This is a genomic window from Georgenia sp. AZ-5, from assembly GCF_043952095.1.
GTDB lineage: Bacteria > Actinomycetota > Actinomycetes > Actinomycetales > Actinomycetaceae > Georgenia.
On the sequence record NZ_JBINOU010000001.1, the window covers coordinates 2,514,862 to 2,531,576 of the forward strand.

The window sequence follows — 16,715 nt, forward strand, 5'->3', positions numbered from 1 at the left end:
ACACCGGTGGCGCAACGCCCGAAGAGACCCCGGCCTGGCCGGAGACTGGTCCTGCTGTTCGTCCTCATCGCGGCCCTGGCCGGCTCGCTGGTCGCCGGCATCCAGGCCACGAAGGGCGATGACGACCCGGCGTCCTTCGCGCCGAAGCTCGCCCTGGACCTCCAGGGCGGCACGCAGCTGATCCTGACGCCGACCGCCACCGACGACTCCGAGGTCACCCCGGAGGACGTCGAGCAGGCGATCGAGATCATCCGCCAGCGCGTCGACGCCTCCGGCGTCAGCGAGGCGGAGATCACCAGCCAGGGCGGGTCGAACATCGTGGTCTCGCTCCCGGGCACGCCGTCCGAGGAGACCCTGGACCTCGTGCGCCAGTCGGCGCAGCTGCGCTTCCGGCCGGTGCTGACCATCGCGGGACCGGGCACCATCGACCCCGCGGCCCTCGAGGCGGCGCAGTCCGGCGAGGAGCCGACGGCGGAGCCCACCGAGGAGGCCACCGAGCCGCCCACGCCAGAGGAGATCGACGCCGCCGCCCGGCAGGCGGCGGACACCGACGGCAACGGCGAGCTTTCGACGGAGCCCGCGGCGGAGCCGACGTCGGCGTCGGACCTGAGCTGGATCACCGAGCGGCTGAGCTACGAGTTCTACCGGCTCGACTGCACCGACCCGGCGAACCTCGCGGGCGGGGTGCAGGACGACCCGGCCGCGCCGCTCGTGTCCTGCGCGCAGGACGGCTCCTCGAAGTTCATCCTCGGTCCCGCCGAGATCGAGGGCACCAACGTCACCTCCGCCAGCGCCGGCATCGGCGTGAACTCCCAGGGCATGAGCACCGGCCAGTGGGTCGTCAGCCTGGAGATGGACCGCGAGGGCACCGCGGCCCTCGGTGGGCTCACCGAGCGGCTGCTGGGCCTGCAGTCACCGCAGAACCAGTTCGCCATCGTCCTGGACGGCCTGGTCGTCTCCAACGCCGTGGTGCAGAACGCCATCTACGACGGCCGGGCGCAGATCAGCGGGAGCTTCGACCAGGAGACCGCCAACGCCCTCGCGAACCAGCTGAACTTCGGCTCGCTGCCGCTGAACTTCGAGGTGCAGTCCGAGGACCAGATCTCCGCGACCCTGGGCAGCGAGCAGCTCGCCCGCGGCGTGCTCGCCGGTCTGATCGGCGCGGCACTCGTGGTGCTGTACATGCTCTGGCAGTACCGCGGGCTGGGCCTCGTCGCGGTGGCGAGCCTCGTCATCTCCGCCGCACTCACCTACCTCGTCATCGCGCTGCTGTCCTGGACGCTCGACTACCGGCTCTCGCTGCCGGGCGTCGTCGGCCTCATCGTCGCGGTCGGCGTCACCGCGGACTCGTTCATCGTGTACTTCGAGCGCGTCCGTGACGAGGTGCGCGAGGGCCGGGTGCTCGAGGCCGCCGTCGAGCACGGCTGGACACGGGCGATCCGCACGATCATGGCGTCCGACGCCGTGAACTTCCTGGCCGCGGTCGTGCTGTACTTCCTCGCCGTCGGCGGCGTCCAGGGCTTCGCGTTCACGCTCGGCCTGACGACGATCATCGACCTCGTCGTGGTCGTCCTGTTCACGCACCCGCTGATGCAGCTGCTGGTGCGCACCAAGTTCTTCGGCCAGGGCCACCGGCTCTCCGGCCTCGACCCGGCCCACCTCGGCGCCTCGTCCATGACGTACCGCGGCCGCGGCCGCTTCGGCCCCGCCCGGCCGGTCCGTCCGGTCGCCGAGGAGCCCGAGCCCGAGCTGGTCGGCGCCGGGGTGAAGGGCGGCGCGACCGCGAAGGCGGCCGCGGCCGGGAGCGACGCGGCCCAGAGCGGCACGGCTGGCGCCGGCGCCGCTGGTTCCGACGCGGCCGGGACCGGCACCGCGGAGCCGGGCAGGGCCGGGTCGGCCACCGCCGGGTCCGGCGCTGCCGGGAGCGGCACGCAGCGAGCGACCGCCCACGCGGGCGCCACCGCCGCCGCCGAGCCCGCAGCGAACACCACGGCACCGCGGGCCCGCCGGCGTCCGGCACCGGAGCGCGCGCCCCTGCCCGCCCCCGCCGTGGGGGAGGACGGCCGGCGCCTGACGATCGCGGAGCGCCGCGCCGCCGAGCGGGCCGCGGCCAGGCAGCGCGAGGAGGAAGCGCGCGCCGGCATGCAGGCGACCGGGGCGACGGAGTCGGGCGACGCCGCGCCGGCGGGCGAGGCCACGCCGTCGGCCCAGGCGACGCCGTCGGGCGAGGCCGCGCCGTCGGCCCAGGCGGCGCCGTCGGGCGACGCCGCGCCGACGACCGAGGCCACGCCGGCGGGCCAGACCACGCCGTCAGCCGACCCCCGTCCGGGCGGCGAGCCGCGCGACGATACCGGCCGCGCGACCACGGGAGGTGAGCGGTGATGGCCAGCCTCGCCACCATCGGCAACGAGCTCTACACCGGCAAGCGGTCGGTGGACTTCATCGGGCGGCGTCGCACCTGGTTCGCGATCGCGGGAGCCCTCGTCGTGGCCTCGCTGCTGCTGCTCGGCCTCAAGGGGCTCAACCCGGGCATCGAGTTCCGGGGCGGGTCGCAGTTCACCATCTCCGGCGCCTCGACCCTCGACCAGCAGCCCGCCTACGACGTGCTGGAGGAGCTGGGCTCCGACGAGCCGCCGCGCGTGTCCGAGGTGGGCAACGACTCCCTCCGCGTGCAGACCGCCGAGCTGGACGACGAGCAGACCCAGCAGGTCCAGGAGGCCCTCGCCGAGGCGTACGACGTGCCCGCCGGGGACGTGACGTCCACGTTCGTCGGGCCGACGTGGGGCTCGAACGTCACCGCCAAGGCCTTGCAGGGGCTGGTCATCTTCCTCGTCCTGGTCTCCGTCGTGATGGCGGCGTACTTCCGCACCTGGACGATGTCGGTGGCCGCGATCGTGGCGCTGCTGCACGACCTCGTCGTCACCGTCGGGGTGTACGCGCTGGTCGGATTCGAGGTCACGCCGGCGTCGGTGATCGGGTTCCTGACGATCCTGGGGTATTCGCTGTACGACACCGTGGTCGTGTTCGACAAGGTGCGCGAGAACAACGTCAACGTGCTCAACCAGCGGCGGCGGACCTACGCCGAGGCGGCAAACCTGGCCGTCAACCAGACGCTGGTGCGCTCGATCAACACCTCGGTCGTGGGCCTGCTGCCGGTGGCCTCCGTGCTGTTCGTGGGCGCCTTCCTGCTCGGCGCGGGCACGCTGCGCGACATCGCCCTCGCCCTGTTCGTCGGCATGCTGCTGTCGACCTGGTCGTCGGTGTTCATCGCCGCGCCGGTGGAGGTCGAGCTGCGGGAGCGGCGCGGGCCCATCGCCAGGCACACCCGCTCGGTGCTCGCCGCCCGCGCCAAGGCGCGCGCCGCGCACGGCGAGGAGAACGTCAACCTGTCCGCCACCGCCGAGGACCTGGGCGTCGGCGTCGTGGCAGGGCACCACCTGGGCGTCACGGCCCAGCCCAAACGTAAGAGAGGCCGCCGATGACCACAGCCCCCGCCTCCGCGTTCCCCGCGGAGCTGACCGACCTCGTGCGCGACCACGTGCGCGAGATCCCGAACTTCCCCGCCCCCGGCGTGCTGTTCCGGGACATCACGCCGCTGCTCGCGGACGGCGAGGCGTTCGGGTCGCTCGTGCGCGGGCTGGCGGAGAAGTACGACGGCACCATCGACGCCGTCGCCGGGCTGGAGTCACGCGGGTTCATCCTGGCCGCGCCGCTGGCGCTGCAGCTGAGCGTCGGCATGATCACCGTCCGCAAGGCGGGCCGCCTGCCCGGCCCGGTGATCGGCGTGGACTACGCGCTCGAGTACGGCACCGCCCGCATGGAGCTGCGGCCCGAGACCGTGCAGGAGGGCCAGCGCGTCCTCATCATCGACGACGTGCTGGCCACCGGGGGCACCGGGGCGGCCGCCGTGGAGCTGGTCGAGCGCAGCGGGGGAGAGGTCGTCGCCCTGGCCATGCTGCTCGAGCTCGCCGCCCTGCGGGGCCGCACGAAGCTCGAGGGGTACCAGGTCGACTCGGTGCTGGTCTACTAGCGTCATGTCCCCGACGGCGACGCGGGCCCCGGCCCGGCGCCGTGCGGACGGGCGGGCGGAGGCCCGGTCGTCGGCACCGAGGCCCACGCCGTAGGATCGAGCAATGGCCGGGGAACGCGTCTCGACGGGAGAAGGTGGCGCCGCCGACACGGTGGTGCCTGGCTCCCGCGTGCGCTCCCGCCTGGTCTGGCTCGGATCGCGCGGCCACTCCAGCCCGCCGGCCATCGAGCCGCTGCTGCGTGCGGTGAGGGCGAACCACCCGAAGGCCGACACCCAGCTGATCGTGCGGGCCTACGAGGTCGCCGAGCGGGCGCACCGCGGGCAGCTGCGCAAGAGCGGCGACCCCTACATCACCCACCCGGTGGCCGTGGCGACCATCCTCGCCGAGCTGGGGATGACGCCGCCGACGCTCGCCGCCGCGCTCCTGCACGACACGGTGGAGGACACCGGGTACTCGCTCGAGGAGCTGCGCGGGCAGTTCGGCGACGAGATCGCGCTGCTGGTCGACGGCGTCACCAAGCTCGACAAGGTGACCTACGGCGACGCCGCGCAGGCGGAGACCGTCCGCAAGATGGTGGTGGCGATGGCCAAGGACATCCGGGTCCTGGTCATCAAGCTCGCCGACCGGCTGCACAACGCGCGCACGTGGAAGTACGTGCCCGCCGAGAAGGCGGGGAAGAAGGCCCGGGAGACCCTCGAGATCTACGCCCCGCTGGCCCACCGGCTCGGCATGAACACGATCAAGTGGGAGCTGGAGGACCTCTCCTTCGCGACGCTCTACCCGAAGGTGTACGAGGAGATCGAGCACCTCGTGGCCGAGCGGGCGCCCGCCCGCGACGAGTACCTGGCGACGGTCATCCAGCAGATCGAGTCGGACCTGCGCACCGCCAAGATCCGCGGCGTGGTCACCGGCCGGCCCAAGCACTACTACTCGATCTACCAGAAGATGATCGTCCGCGGCCGGGACTTCGACGACATCTTCGACCTCGTGGGCGTGCGGGTGCTGGTCGACTCCGTCCGCGACTGCTACGCCGCGCTCGGCGCGATGCACGCCCGCTGGACGCCCCTGCCGGGGCGGTTCAAGGACTACATCGCCATGCCCAAGTTCAACCTCTACCAGTCGCTGCACACGACCGTGGTGGGGACGGGCGGCAAGCCGGTGGAGATCCAGATCCGCACGCACGACATGCACCGCCGGGCGGAGTACGGCGTCGCCGCGCACTGGAAGTACAAGGAGAACCCCAACGCCAAGTCCGGGGGCACCGAGCCGGGCGACATGGGGTGGCTGCGCCAGCTGGTGGACTGGCAGCGCGAGACCGCCGACCCGGGCGAGTTCCTGGACTCCCTGCGCTACGAGATGTCCGGCTCGCAGGTGTACGTCTTCACCCCGAAGGGCGACGTCATGGCGCTGCCCGCCGGCGCCACGCCGGTGGACTTCGCCTACGCCGTGCACACCGAGGTCGGCCACCGCACCGTCGGGGCGCGCGTCAACGGCCGGCTGGTGCCGCTGGACTCGACGCTGGAGAACGGCGACACCGTGGAGGTGTTCACCTCCAAGGCCGAGGGCGCCGGGCCCAGCCAGGACTGGCTGTCCTTCGTCAAGAGCCCGCGGGCCCGCAACAAGATCAAGGCGTGGTTCACCAAGGAGCGGCGCGAGGAGGCCATCGAGGCCGGCAAGACGCAGCTGACCAAGGCGATGCGCAAGCAGAACCTGCCGATCCAGCGGCTCATGAACCACGAGTCGCTCACCGCGCTGGCCACCGAGATGCGCTACGCCGACGTCTCCGCGCTGTACGCGGCGATCGGCGAGAACCACGTCTCGGCCAACAACGTCGTCCACCGGCTCGTGCAGTCCATGGGCGGCGAGCCCGGCGCGGAGGAGACCCTGGCCGAGGCCACCGTCCCCGGCGAGCACCGGCCGCGGCACCGCACCGGTGACTCGGGCGTCATCGTCGAGGGCATGTCGGACACCGACATCTGGGTCAAGCTCGCCCGGTGCTGCACCCCGGTGCCCGGGGACCCGATCGTCGGGTTCATCACCCGCGGCCAGGGCGTCTCGGTGCACCGCGCCGACTGCGGCAACGTGGACGGGCTGCGCGCCCAGCCCGAGCGCATGGTGGGCGTGAGCTGGGCGGCCCGCGCGCAGAGCACCTTCCTGGTGCAGATCCAGGTGGAGGCGCTCGACCGCAACGCGCTGCTCTCCGACGTCACACGGGTCCTGTCGGACAACCACGTGAACATCCTGTCCGCGTCGGTCTCGACGTCCCGGGACCGGGTGGCGCTGAGCAAGTTCGTCTTCGAGATGGCCGAGCCGTCCCACCTCGGCCACGTGCTGGCCGCGGTGCGCCGCATCGACGGCGTGTTCGACGCCTACCGGGTCACCGGCACCAGGAGCACCCCCACCCCGGCGCCCTGAGCGGGCCCGCCCGGTCAGCGCCCCCCGCGGGTGCGCGACGACGCCCGGCGCGCGCTCAGCACGCCGGCAGGTGCGCGAGCACGCCGGGCACCGGGCCGGCGTGCACGACGCCGAGCCGCCGGGTGGGGCGGGTCATCGCCACGTAGAGCGCGGACAGGCCGCGCGGCGCCGCCAGCATCCCGGCGGGGTCGGCCACCAGCACGCCGTCGAACTCCAGCCCCTTCGCCTGGTCGGGCGTGAGCACCGTGACGGGCGCCCTGAGGTCCGGGCCGTCGCCGTAGGAGACGCCCGGGACCGCCCCCGCGAGGGCCGCCCCGAGCTCGGGCACCCGGGGACCCGGGGCGATGACGGCGAGGTTGCCGCCCGCCAGCGTCGCGGCCTCCTCCCGGGCCGCCGCCACCACCGCCCCGGCGAGGGCGCCGGCGTCGGTCTCGCGGCGCCAGGGCTCGACGCCCGCCGCCCGGACGCAGGCCGGGGCCGCGGCGGCGGGGTCGAGCGCCCGCAGGACCGGCTCGGCGGCGGCCATGACCTCCCGCGGCGTCCGGTAGCTGACGGACAGCGTCACGCTGCGCCACCGCCCCGGCAGCAGCCGGTCGAAGACGTCCTCCCACGACGCCGCGCCCGCCGCGGCCACCCCCTGGGCGAGGTCGCCGACCACCGTCATCGAGGTCGCCGGACACCGCCGCGCCACCATGCGCCACGCCATGGGGGAGAGCTCCTGCGCCTCGTCGACGATGACGTGCCCGTAGGTCCACGTGCGGTCCGCGGCCGCCCGCTCCGCCAGCGTGCGCGTGTCGCGCTCGGCGAACCGCTCGGCGAGGTCCCGCGCCGTCACCGACGGCAGCAGGTCGCTGTCCGACCCGGCGGCCAGCACCCGCCGCGCGTACCGGACGGCCTCCTCCCGCCGGGCCCGTTCGCGGGCGTCGTCACCGTCGTCCGTGCCGAGGAGCTCCGCCGCCTCGTCCAGGAGGGGGACGTCGGCGGCGGTCCAGCCAGAGCCGCGGTCCCGGCGCAGGGCCGCCCGGTCCGCGGGCGCCAGCGTGCCCGCCGCCGCCCGCAGCCGCTCCGGGTCGGCGAGGAGGTCCTCCAGCAGCGCCTCCGGCGTCAGCAGCGGCCACAGGTCCTCGAGCACCGCGGCGACGCCCGGGTCGTCGAGCAGCTCGCGCCGCAGGTGGGGCAGCTCGTGCTCGGCCACCGTGCCCGTGACCTCGGTCCCCGCGCCGCCCACCCGGGCGGGCAGCAGGTCCTCCTCCCGTGCGAGCGCGGCGTCCAGCCGGCGCAGCTCGTCCTCCAGGCCGGCGTCGACCTGCTCCAGCAGCGCGCGGTCGTGGTCCGCCACGAGCCCGGTGAGCGCGTCGAGCACCTCCCGGCGGAAGACCCGCCGGGCCACGTTGTGCGGCAGGGCGGTGGCCCGGGCGCGGCGCGTGGCGGCGCCCAGCGTCCCGGCGTCCAGGTGGTAGGTGTCGCCCTGGAACGTGACGTCCGCCCCGTCCCCGGAGCCCTGCCGGGCGCGGACGGCGCGCGCGATCGCCTGGGCCATCTCGGCACGGCCCTTGACCCGGGCGACGGCGGCCGGCTCCTCCCGCGCGGGGACGACGCCGGGATAGAGCTCCTCGGCCGTCGTCAGGACCACCTGGCTCTCCCCGAGGGAGGGGAGCACCTGCTCGACGTAGGCGAGGAAGGTGTCGTTCGGGCCCACCACGAGCACGCCGCGCTCCGCGATCAGCGGGTGCGCGTAGAGCAGGTACGCGGCCCGGTGCAGGGCGACGGCCGTCTTGCCGGTCCCCGGCCCGCCCTGGACCACCAGCGCACCGTAGGGCGGCATCCGGATGATCTCGTCCTGCTCGGCCTGCAGCGTCGCGACGACGTCGCCCATCCGGCCGGTGCGGTGGGCGGTGAGTGCCGCCATGAGGGCGCCCTCGCCGACGAGCGCAGCGCCGTCGGGGGCGCGGACAAGGTCGAGCAGCTCGTCCTCCACGCCGACGACGCGGCGGCCCTCGGTGCGCAGGTGCCGCCGCCGCACGACGCCGTTGTTCCGGGCCGCCGTCGCGGCGTAGAAGTCCCGCGCGCCCGGGGCGCGCCAGTCCAGCAGCAGGGGCCGCCGCTCGGGCGGGGCGGAGCGCAACCCCATGCGCCCGACGTACGTGCACGACCCGTCGGCGCGGTCGAGCCGGCCGAAGCAGAGGCCGTTCTCGGCCCGGTCCAGCGCCGCCCGGCGCTGCGCCAGGTGAGCCGCGCGGGCGTCCCGCTCGAGGAGGTCCTGGGCCCTGCGCCCCGCGTGATCCAGCACCCGCCCCAGCTGTGCCTCGACCTCCGCCCGGAGCTGGTCGACCCGGGCGTACAGCTTGTCGAGGTGGTCCTGCTCCCGGGCCAGCTCTTCACTCAGACGCGACATCGTCCACCGCCAACCTCCGCGGCCGGCCGGGGATTCCGGGCGGCCGCCCGGCGCGACCCGGGCTCAGTCCTGCGCGGTGCGCTGGACCTGGTCGAGCCACGCCCGGCGGGCCTGCAGCGCGGCCTCCGCCTCGGCGATCTGCCTGGCGTCGCCGGTGCCGCGGGCCTGCTCCAGCTCGGACTCCAGGGCGCTGATCGCGGCCTCGAGCTGCGCCGCGGCGCCCTCGGCACGGGCCTTCTTCTCGGGGTCGGTGCGCTGCCACATGGCCTGCTCGGCGTCCCGCACCGCCTGCTCGACCGCGCGCATGCGGCCCTCGACGCGCTGGACCTCCGAGCGCGGCACCTTCCCGGCCTCGTCCCACCTGTCCTGGATCGGGCGCAGGGCCGCCCTGGCGGCGCGGACGTCGGTCACCGGCAGCAGCGCCTCGGCCTGCTCCAGCAGCTCGAGCTTAACCTTGAGGTTCTCCGCGAACTCGGCGTCCACCTGGGCGTTCTGCTCGCTGCGCGCGTCGAAGAACCTCTGCTGGGCGGCGCGGAACCGGGCCCACAGGGCGTCGTCGTCCTTGCGCGCCGCCCGGCCGGCGGCCTTCCACTCGTCCATCAGCTCGCGGTAGGCGGCAGCCGTGCGGCCCCAGTCCGTCGAGCTCGAGAGCTCCTCGGCGCGGGCGATGAGGAGCTCCTTGGCGGCCTTGACCTGCGCCTGCGCCGCGTCGAGCTCGGAGAAGTACTGGCGGCGGTGCCGGTCGAACGCGGTGCGGGCGTGCGAGAAGCGCTTCCACAGGGCGTCCTCGGTGGGGCGGTCCAGACGCGGGCCCGAGCGCTGGGCCGACTTCCACGAGTCCAGCAGCTCGCGCAGCCGCTCGCCGGACTGCTTCCACTGGGTCTTCGCCGGGTCCTGCGCGGCGATCTTCTCCGCCTTCTCCACGATGGCGGTGCGGGCGGCCAGCGCCTGCGCCCGGGCGGCCTCGCGCTCGGCCGCGGCCTGCTCCCGACGCTGCTCGGCGACGGCGCGGAGCTGGTCCAGCCGCGTCCGCAGGGCGTCGAGGTCGCCGACCGCCGTGGGCTCGGCGAGCGCCTCGGTCAGCGTGGCCATGGTCTGGTCGATCTCCTTGGCGGAGAGCTGCGGCAGCCGCGCCTCGAACAGGGCGACCTGCGCCTGCAGGTCGAGGAAGCGGCGGACGTAGAACCCCAGCGCCTCCTCGCGGTCCGCGCCGGTGTACTGGCCGACCACCCGCTCGCCGGTCGCCTCGCGCACCCACACGGTGCCGTCGTCGTCCACGCGGCCCCAGGCGGCGGCCTCGGCGGCGTCGTGGGGGTCCACGGGCGGCGTGACGGGCGCGGCGACCTCCGGCGCGGCGGGCACCCGGGGGCGCCCGGCGGGGCGGGCGAACGCCCGCGGTGTGGGGCGCGGTGCGGGCGCGGTCTCGGGGGCGGCGGTCTCGGGCGCGGTCTCGGGGGCGGCGGTCTCGGGCGCCGCCGGGGACGGCGTCGCGGCGTCCGTGGGCGCGGGGGCGGCGGGCGCCTCGGGTGCGGCGGCAGGTGCGTCCGGCGCGGCGGCGGGGGCCTCGGCCGCCGGGGCCGGCGTCGGGCTGGGCGCGGCGTCGGCCGCCGGCTCGGCATTCTCCAGCTGCGGCTGGGTCGCGGCCTCCACCGGCTCCTCAGCAGAGGTGTCCACCGGCGTCTGCGTCGCGCCCCCGGCGGGCGGCCGGACGGCGTCGTCGACCGGCGGCCGGACGGCGTCGTCGACCGGCGGCTGCACGGCGTCGTCGACCGGCGGCTGCACGGCGTCGCCGGCGGGCGGCTGGATGGCCTCGGTGCCCGGCTCTGCGGGGTCGGTGACGGCTTCCGGCCGCCCGACCGCGCCCGCCGCGGGCACCACGTCCGCCTCGGCACCCTCGGTCGGCTGGTCGGCGCGGTCGTCGCGGATGTCGCTGGGGCTGGACTGCTCGGTCACTGGATGCCGCTCCTTCATCGTGACGGGGTTGGCAGGTGCCACACCGTTCTCGTCGTGCGCCTCGCGCGGCGCGCCGTGGAGGCCCCATCACGCGTGCGCGTGCCCGGCGGGCGCGCGCCCCCGCCGGGCGGGGGCGTGGTGAGGTCCTCAGTCTAGGGAATGGAGCGACCAGGATCACACCGCATTCCGAAAAGCCCGGCCGTCCGGGCGTGGCGCGGGGGCGGCGCGCGGCGCCGATAGCCTGACCCCCATGCTGCTGCTCCGCGTCACCGCGCCGGCCCTGGAGACCCACTGCTACGTCGTGGCGAGCGGGGAGGGCCGGCCGGCCGTCGTCGTCGACCCGGGCGCCGGTGCCGCCGGCCCGGTGGCCGAGCTGCTGGCCCGCCACCGCCTGACCGTGGGGGCCGTGGTGCTGACGCACGGGCACGCCGACCACCTGTGGGACGCCGCGGAGGTGGCGGGCGACGCGCCGGTCTACGCGGCCGCTCCCGACCTCTACCGGCTGGACGACCCGGCCGGCGCCCTCGGGCCCGAGCTCGGGCCCATGTTCGCGCAGCTCGCGGGCACCCCGTGGCGCCGCCCGCCCGGCGCGGCCCCGATCCCCGGGGCGTTGCTGAGCGGCGGCGGAGCCGAGCTCGTCCCCGGCGTGCCGGTGCGGGCGGTCCCCGCCCCCGGCCACACCGAGGGCTCGGTCGTGCTGCTCGTGCGCGGGCCGGTGGACGCGCCGGGCGTGCTGCCCGACGGTGCGGAACCGGACGCCGACGGGACGTACACCGTCGGGCTGTGCGGCGACGTGATCTTCGCCGGCTCCATGGGCCGCACGGACCTGCCCGGCGGGGACGAGAAGGAGATGGCCTCGACGTTGCGCACTCTCGGTCGCGCGCTGCCCCCCGCCACCGTGCTGCTGCCGGGCCACGGCCCCGCGACGGTGCTCGCCCACGAGCTCGCCACCAACCCGTACCTCCGCGAGGCGCTCGGCACGCGCTGAGCGAGGCGACGCCCGGCGTCCGCCGAGCGGCGTGCACGCCCGGCGCGTGCGTGCACGTCCGGCACTCGACCTGCACGCCCGGCGGGGTCTCCCGGCGGGCCGAATCGCCCGGGCGGGCGGCGGGATGGGAAGATCGGCCTCATGGCACGTGCGTCTTCCCTGTCCGGTTTCCCCGAGTGGCTGCCCGACGGCCGCGTCGTCGAGCGCTCCGTCCTCGACAGCCTGCGGCGCACGTTCGAGCTGCACGGCTTCGCCGAGATCGAGACGCGCGCCGTCGAGCCCCTGAGCCAGCTCCTGCGCAAGGGCGAGACGTCCAAGGAGGTCTACCTCCTGCGCCGCCTGCAGGAGGACGCCGAGGAGGGCGGCGCCGAGACGGGCCCGGACCGCCAGCTCGGCCTGCACTTCGACCTCACGGTGCCGTTCGCCCGGTACGTCCTCGAGCACGCCGGCCAGCTCGCGTTTCCCTTCAAGCGGTACCAGATCCAGAAGGTGTGGCGCGGGGAGCGCCCCCAGGACGGCCGGTTCCGCGAGTTCACCCAGGCCGACATCGACGTCGTGGGCGCCGACACCCTGCCGTTCCACTACGAGGTCGAGCTGCCGCTGGTGATGGCCGAGGCGCTGGAGGCCCTCCCCGTTCCGCCGGTGCGCATCAGCGTCAACAACCGCAAGGTGGCCCAGGGCTTCTACGAGGCCATCGGCCTGGAGGAAGTCGAGGCGGCGCTGCGCGTGATCGACAAGCTCGACAAGATCGGCCCGGAGGCGGTCGCCGTCGCCCTGGAGGAGGAGGCGGGCGCGACGCCCCAGCAGGCCGCGCACGCGCTCGAGCTGGCCTCGATCTCCGCGATCGACGCCTCGGTAGCCGATCAGGTCCTGGCGCTCGGGCAGCGCTCCGACCTGCTCGACGAGGGCCTGGGCGAGCTCGTCGCGCTGCTTGAGGCCGCGCAGGACCTGCGGCCGGGCACCGTGGTCGCTGACCTGAAGATCGCCCGCGGGCTGGACTACTACACCGGCAGCGTCTACGAGACCACGCTGCTCGGGCACGAGAACCTCGGCTCCATCTGCTCGGGCGGCCGGTACGACTCGCTCGCCTCGGACGGCAAGCGCACCTACCCCGGCGTCGGCCTGTCGATCGGTGTCTCCCGGCTGCTCGCTCGCGTGCTCGGCGACGACCTCGCGACAGCGACGCGCCCGGTGCCCACCGCCGTCCTCGTCGCGGTCGCAGACGAGGAGCACCGCCGCGCCAGCGACCGGGTGGCGCGTGCCCTGCGGGCGCGGGGCATCCCCACGGACGTCGCGCCCACGGCGGCGAAGTTCGGCAAGCAGATCCGCTACGCGGACCGGCGCGGCATCCCCTTCGTCTGGTTCCCCGGCGAGGACGGGGACGAGGTCAAGGACATCCGCTCCGGCGAGCAGGTGCCGGCCGACGCCGGCGCCTGGGCCCCGCCGGCGGAGGACCTGTGGCCGCGGGTGCTGGCCGCGGGTGCGGCGAAGCCCGCCGCGCAGCCGGTGACGGAAGGGGCGGGACCCCGATGAGCCTGCCCGCCGGCCAGGGCGAAGGCGCCCGCGCCGTCCTGGGGGCCCTGACGGGCCTGCGGGAGGTCCTGGCCGGCGTCCGCCTGCCGCTCGACGTCGAGGGCGCCGCCGCGGCGCGCGCCGAGCGGCAGGAGGTGCTCGACCAGCTCGCCGACTACATCATCCCGCGCTACGAGCAGCTCGAGGCGCCGCTGCTGGCCGTGGTCGGCGGCTCCACGGGGGCCGGGAAGTCCACGCTGGTGAACTCGCTGCTGCGCGAGCACGTGTCGGTCGCCTCCGCGATCCGGCCCACCACCCGCCGGCCGCTGCTGGTGCACCACCCCGACGACGCCGCCTGGTTCACCGACGACCGGATCCTGCCCGGCCTCGCCCGGGTGCGCGTCGCGCCCGGCTCGCCGCCCACCCCCGCCCTGGGCGAGGGCGCCCACCACGAGCTGGAGCTGCGCGCGGGGGCGGCGCTGCCGCCCAGCCTGGCCCTGCTCGACGCGCCCGACATCGACTCGGTCGTCGCCGAGAACCGCCAGCTCGCCAACCAGCTCCTCGCCGCCGCCGACCTGTGGGTGTTCGTCACCACCGCCGCCCGTTACGGCGACGCCGTGCCGTGGGCGCTGCTGACCGAGGCCGCCGCCCGCCGCATCGTCGTGGCCGTCGTGCTGGACCGGGTGCCCGCCGGGGTCAGCGCGGAGGTGCGCCAGGACCTGGCCGCCCGGCTCGAGGAGGAGGGCCTGGGGCGGGCGCCGCTGTTCGTCATCGGCGAGACGACGCTGGACCGGGACGGGCTGCTGCCCCCCGAGGATGTCGCCCCGCTGCGGGCGTGGCTGCACGGCATCGCGGAGGACGCCGGCTCGCGGGGCTCGGTGGCCCGGCAGACCCTGGGCGGCGCCGTGGACGGCGCCCTGGCGCGGGCCTCGGCCGTGGGCGAGGCCGCCCACACCCAGGTGGCCGCGGCGAACGCGCTGGCGGCCCAGGTGGACGAGGCCTACGCGCACGCGCACGCCCGGATCATGGACGCCACCGCCGACGGCGCGATGCTGCGCGGGGAGGTGCTCGCCCGGTGGCAAGAGTTCGTCGGCACTGGGGAGTTCTTCCGGTCGGTGGAGGCCCAGGTGGGCCGGCTGCGCGACCGCGTGGGCGCCTTCTTCAAGGGCCGGCCCGCCCCGACCGAGCAGGTGGAGGTCGCGATCGAGACCGGCCTGCAGACCCTCCTCGTCGCGGAGGCCGAGCGCGCCGCCGCCGACGTCGACCACGCCTGGCGGCTCGAGCCGGGCGCGCGGGCCGTGCTGGCCGCGGCCACGGGGCGGCTGACCCCCGAGCCCGAGCTCGTGGACCAGGCCTCCGCCCAGGTGCGCGGCTGGCAGGGCGACCTGCTGTCGATGGTGCGCGAGGAGGGCGCGGACAAGCGGTTCACCGCCCGGGTGCTCTCCTTCGGCGTCAACGGCCTGGCGATCGCGCTGATGGTGGTCATCTTCGCCTCCACCGCCGGCCTCACCGGCGCCGAGATCGCGATCGCCGGCGGCACCGCGGTGGTCGCGCAGAAGCTCCTCGAGGCGGTGTTCGGCGACGACGCGGTGCGGAAGATGGCCCGCGCCGCCCGGGTGGACCTGCACCGGCGCGCCGGGGAGTACCTCGCCGCGCAGGCCGCCGCCTACCGGGAGGCGCTGGCCGAGCTCGCCGTCGACCCGGAGGCGCCGGACCGCATCGCCGGCGCCGTCACCGCCGTGCGGGCGGCCCGCCGGGTGGAGGCGGGGCTGTGAGGCTGCGCCGGCGCGGGGACGATCCCGCGCAGACCCTGCCGCAGGACCTCCAGCGGCTGCGCGAGGCGGTCGAGCTCGCCCACGACCACCTGCCCTCCCCGGCGGTGGAGAGCGCCCGCGCGCTGGTGCTGCGGGCGGAGCAGCGGCAGAACCTCGCCACCGGCCGGACCGTCGTGGCGCTCCTCGGTGCGACCGGCTCGGGCAAGTCCTCGCTGTTCAACGCCCTGGTGGGCCGGGAGGTGGCCCGCGTCGCCGCCCGCCGCCCGACCACGCAGCGGCCGCTCGCCGCGGTGTGGGGGCCCGACGACGCGGCGGACCTGCTGGACTGGCTCGGCGTGCCCGAACGCACCGCCGCGCCGGGCGGCCCGGACGGGCTGGTGCTCCTGGACCTGCCGGACATCGACTCCACCGCCGCCGACCACCGTGAGATCGCCTCCCGCATGGCCGGGCGGGTGGACGTGCTCGTGTGGGTCCTCGACCCGCAGAAGTACGCCGACGCGATCGTCCACCGGGACTACCTCGCGCCGATGGCCGCGCACGCGGACGTCACCCTCGTGGTGCTCAACCAGATCGACACCCTCGACGCCCCGGAGCGTGACGGCGTGGTCGGCGACCTGCGGCGGCTGCTGGAGCGGGACGGGCTCGACTCGGTCGACGTGCTGGCGGCCTCGGCCCGGGAGGGCACGGGGGTCGCGGAGCTGCGCGAGCGGATCGCCGCCGTCGCGGCCACGACCAGGGCGGCGCAGCTTCGCCTCGCGGCGGACGTGCGCACGAGTGCGGCCGAGCTGGCCCGCGCCGCGACCGACGGCGCCGTGGGCGGCGGGCCGGGCGGCGGCGCGGCGGACGTGCCCGAGGCGCCCACGGCGGTGGAGGGCGGCACGACCGCCCGGCTGAGCGCGGCGGCCGCCCGGGCCGCCGGCGTGGAGGCCGTGCGGGACGCGACCCGCGCGTCCTACGTGCGCGCGGCGCGCCGGCACGTGGGCTGGCCGCCCGTGCGGTGGCTGGCCCGGCTGCGGCCGGACCCCCTCAAGCGCCTGCACCTGGGCACGCCGGTGGAGGACCCGCGGCTGGTCCGCACGTCGCTGCCGGGCCCCACGCCCGTGCAGGAGGCCGCGGTCCGCTCCGCCGCGCACGCGGTCACCGCGACGGCCACCAGCCGCCTGCCGGACCGGTGGCGGGCCGACGTGGCCGAGGACATCGCCTCGCGCGTCCCCGCCCTGGTCGACACCCTGGACCAGCGGGTCGCCGGGACGGAGCTGGAGCAGGCCCGCGAGCCGCTGTGGTGGCGGGCGCTGGGTGTGCTGCAGTGGCTGTTCCTGTTCGCCGCCCTCGCGGGCGCGGCGTGGCTGGGCGTCCTGTTCGCGATGGCGTACCTCCAGCTGCCGGAGCCGGTCACGCCGATGGCGGGCCCGGTCCCGTGGCCCACGGCGCTGCTCGCCGGCGGCGTCGTCGTGGGACTGGTGCTGGCGCTCGTCGGCGCCGTCGCCGCCCGGGTGGGCGGCAGACGGCGCGCCCGGCGCGTGGAGCGCCGGCTGCGGGACGTCGTCGACACCACCGTGCGCGAGCAGCTCATCACGCCCCTGGAGGCCGAGCTCGCCCGCTACGCGCGGTTCCGCGAGGCGCTCGTCGCGCTCATGCGCTGAGGC

General features: G+C 75.8%; 10 protein-coding genes. 8 read left to right on the plus strand and 2 right to left on the minus strand.

Annotation, left to right across the window (positions count from 1 at the left end):
* Positions 1-6 precede the first annotated feature (6 nt).
* From secD to ACF0H8_RS11805, 4 genes are all read left to right on the plus strand, one after another.
* The gene (gene secD / locus ACF0H8_RS11790) at positions 7-2,382 is read left to right on the plus strand and encodes a protein translocase subunit SecD (RefSeq protein ID WP_395289099.1); all 2,376 of its coding nucleotides are present in this window, start codon (positions 7-9) and stop codon (positions 2,380-2,382) included.
* Positions 2,382-3,482, plus strand: a complete 1,101-nt coding sequence (secF, locus tag ACF0H8_RS11795; protein ID WP_395289100.1) for a protein translocase subunit SecF — start codon at positions 2,382-2,384, stop codon at positions 3,480-3,482. Before secD ends, secF begins: the two co-directional genes overlap by 1 nt.
* Positions 3,479-4,030: an adenine phosphoribosyltransferase gene (locus ACF0H8_RS11800; RefSeq protein ID WP_395289101.1), complete on the plus strand. Its 552-nt coding sequence runs from the start codon at positions 3,479-3,481 to the stop codon at positions 4,028-4,030. Before secF ends, ACF0H8_RS11800 begins: the two co-directional genes overlap by 4 nt.
* Before the next feature lie 103 nt (positions 4,031-4,133).
* Positions 4,134-6,446: a RelA/SpoT family protein gene (locus ACF0H8_RS11805; RefSeq protein ID WP_395289102.1), complete on the plus strand. Its 2,313-nt coding sequence runs from the start codon at positions 4,134-4,136 to the stop codon at positions 6,444-6,446.
* 55 nt (positions 6,447-6,501) lie between these two features.
* On the opposite strand, the gene ACF0H8_RS11810 is transcribed toward ACF0H8_RS11805, so the two are convergent.
* Together ACF0H8_RS11810 and ACF0H8_RS11815 are read right to left on the minus strand one after the other, a co-directional pair.
* Positions 6,502-8,841 carry a HelD family protein gene (locus tag ACF0H8_RS11810; protein ID WP_395289103.1) on the minus strand — a complete coding sequence of 780 codons (2,340 nt, stop codon included), beginning with the start codon at positions 8,839-8,841 and terminating at the stop codon, positions 6,502-6,504.
* Between the two features lie 63 nt (positions 8,842-8,904).
* The gene (locus ACF0H8_RS11815) at positions 8,905-10,794 is read right to left on the minus strand and encodes a DUF349 domain-containing protein (protein WP_395289104.1); all 1,890 of its coding nucleotides are present in this window, start codon (positions 10,792-10,794) and stop codon (positions 8,905-8,907) included.
* A gap of 250 nt (positions 10,795-11,044) precedes the next feature.
* On the opposite strand from ACF0H8_RS11815, the gene ACF0H8_RS11820 reads away from it, so the two are divergent.
* The 4 genes from ACF0H8_RS11820 to ACF0H8_RS11835 all read left to right on the plus strand — a co-directional run bounded on the left by ACF0H8_RS11820 (position 11,045) and on the right by ACF0H8_RS11835 (position 16,712).
* On the plus strand, positions 11,045-11,782 hold the full coding sequence (locus ACF0H8_RS11820; protein ID WP_395289105.1) for an MBL fold metallo-hydrolase: 738 nt from the start codon (positions 11,045-11,047) through the stop codon (positions 11,780-11,782).
* 141 nt (positions 11,783-11,923) lie between these two features.
* Positions 11,924-13,315, plus strand: coding sequence for a histidine--tRNA ligase (hisS, locus tag ACF0H8_RS11825; RefSeq protein ID WP_395289106.1), 1,392 nt, complete (start codon positions 11,924-11,926; stop codon positions 13,313-13,315).
* Complete coding sequence (locus ACF0H8_RS11830; protein ID WP_395289107.1) at positions 13,312-15,069, plus strand: GTPase; 1,758 nt, start codon at positions 13,312-13,314, stop codon at positions 15,067-15,069. The genes hisS and ACF0H8_RS11830 overlap by 4 nt, the downstream gene beginning before the upstream one ends.
* Complete coding sequence (locus tag ACF0H8_RS11835) at positions 15,066-16,712, plus strand: GTPase (RefSeq protein WP_395289108.1); 1,647 nt, start codon at positions 15,066-15,068, stop codon at positions 16,710-16,712. The genes ACF0H8_RS11830 and ACF0H8_RS11835 overlap by 4 nt, the downstream gene beginning before the upstream one ends.
* Positions 16,713-16,715 lie beyond the last annotated feature (3 nt).

Excerpts from the sequence above, each read along its gene's own strand:
- ACF0H8_RS11830 (WP_395289107.1), top strand. The coding sequence starts at position 13,312 with ATGAGCCTGCCCGCCGGCCAGGGCGAAGGCGCCCGCGCCGTCCTGGGG.
- ACF0H8_RS11820 (WP_395289105.1), top strand. The coding sequence starts at position 11,045 with ATGCTGCTGCTCCGCGTCACCGCGCCGGCCCTGGAGACCCACTGCTAC.
- ACF0H8_RS11805 (WP_395289102.1), top strand. The coding sequence starts at position 4,134 with ATGGCCGGGGAACGCGTCTCGACGGGAGAAGGTGGCGCCGCCGACACG.
- hisS (WP_395289106.1), top strand. The coding sequence starts at position 11,924 with ATGGCACGTGCGTCTTCCCTGTCCGGTTTCCCCGAGTGGCTGCCCGAC.
- ACF0H8_RS11810 (WP_395289103.1), bottom strand. The coding sequence starts at position 8,841 with ATGTCGCGTCTGAGTGAAGAGCTGGCCCGGGAGCAGGACCACCTCGAC.
- ACF0H8_RS11800 (WP_395289101.1), top strand. The coding sequence starts at position 3,479 with ATGACCACAGCCCCCGCCTCCGCGTTCCCCGCGGAGCTGACCGACCTC.
- secF (WP_395289100.1), top strand. The coding sequence starts at position 2,382 with ATGGCCAGCCTCGCCACCATCGGCAACGAGCTCTACACCGGCAAGCGG.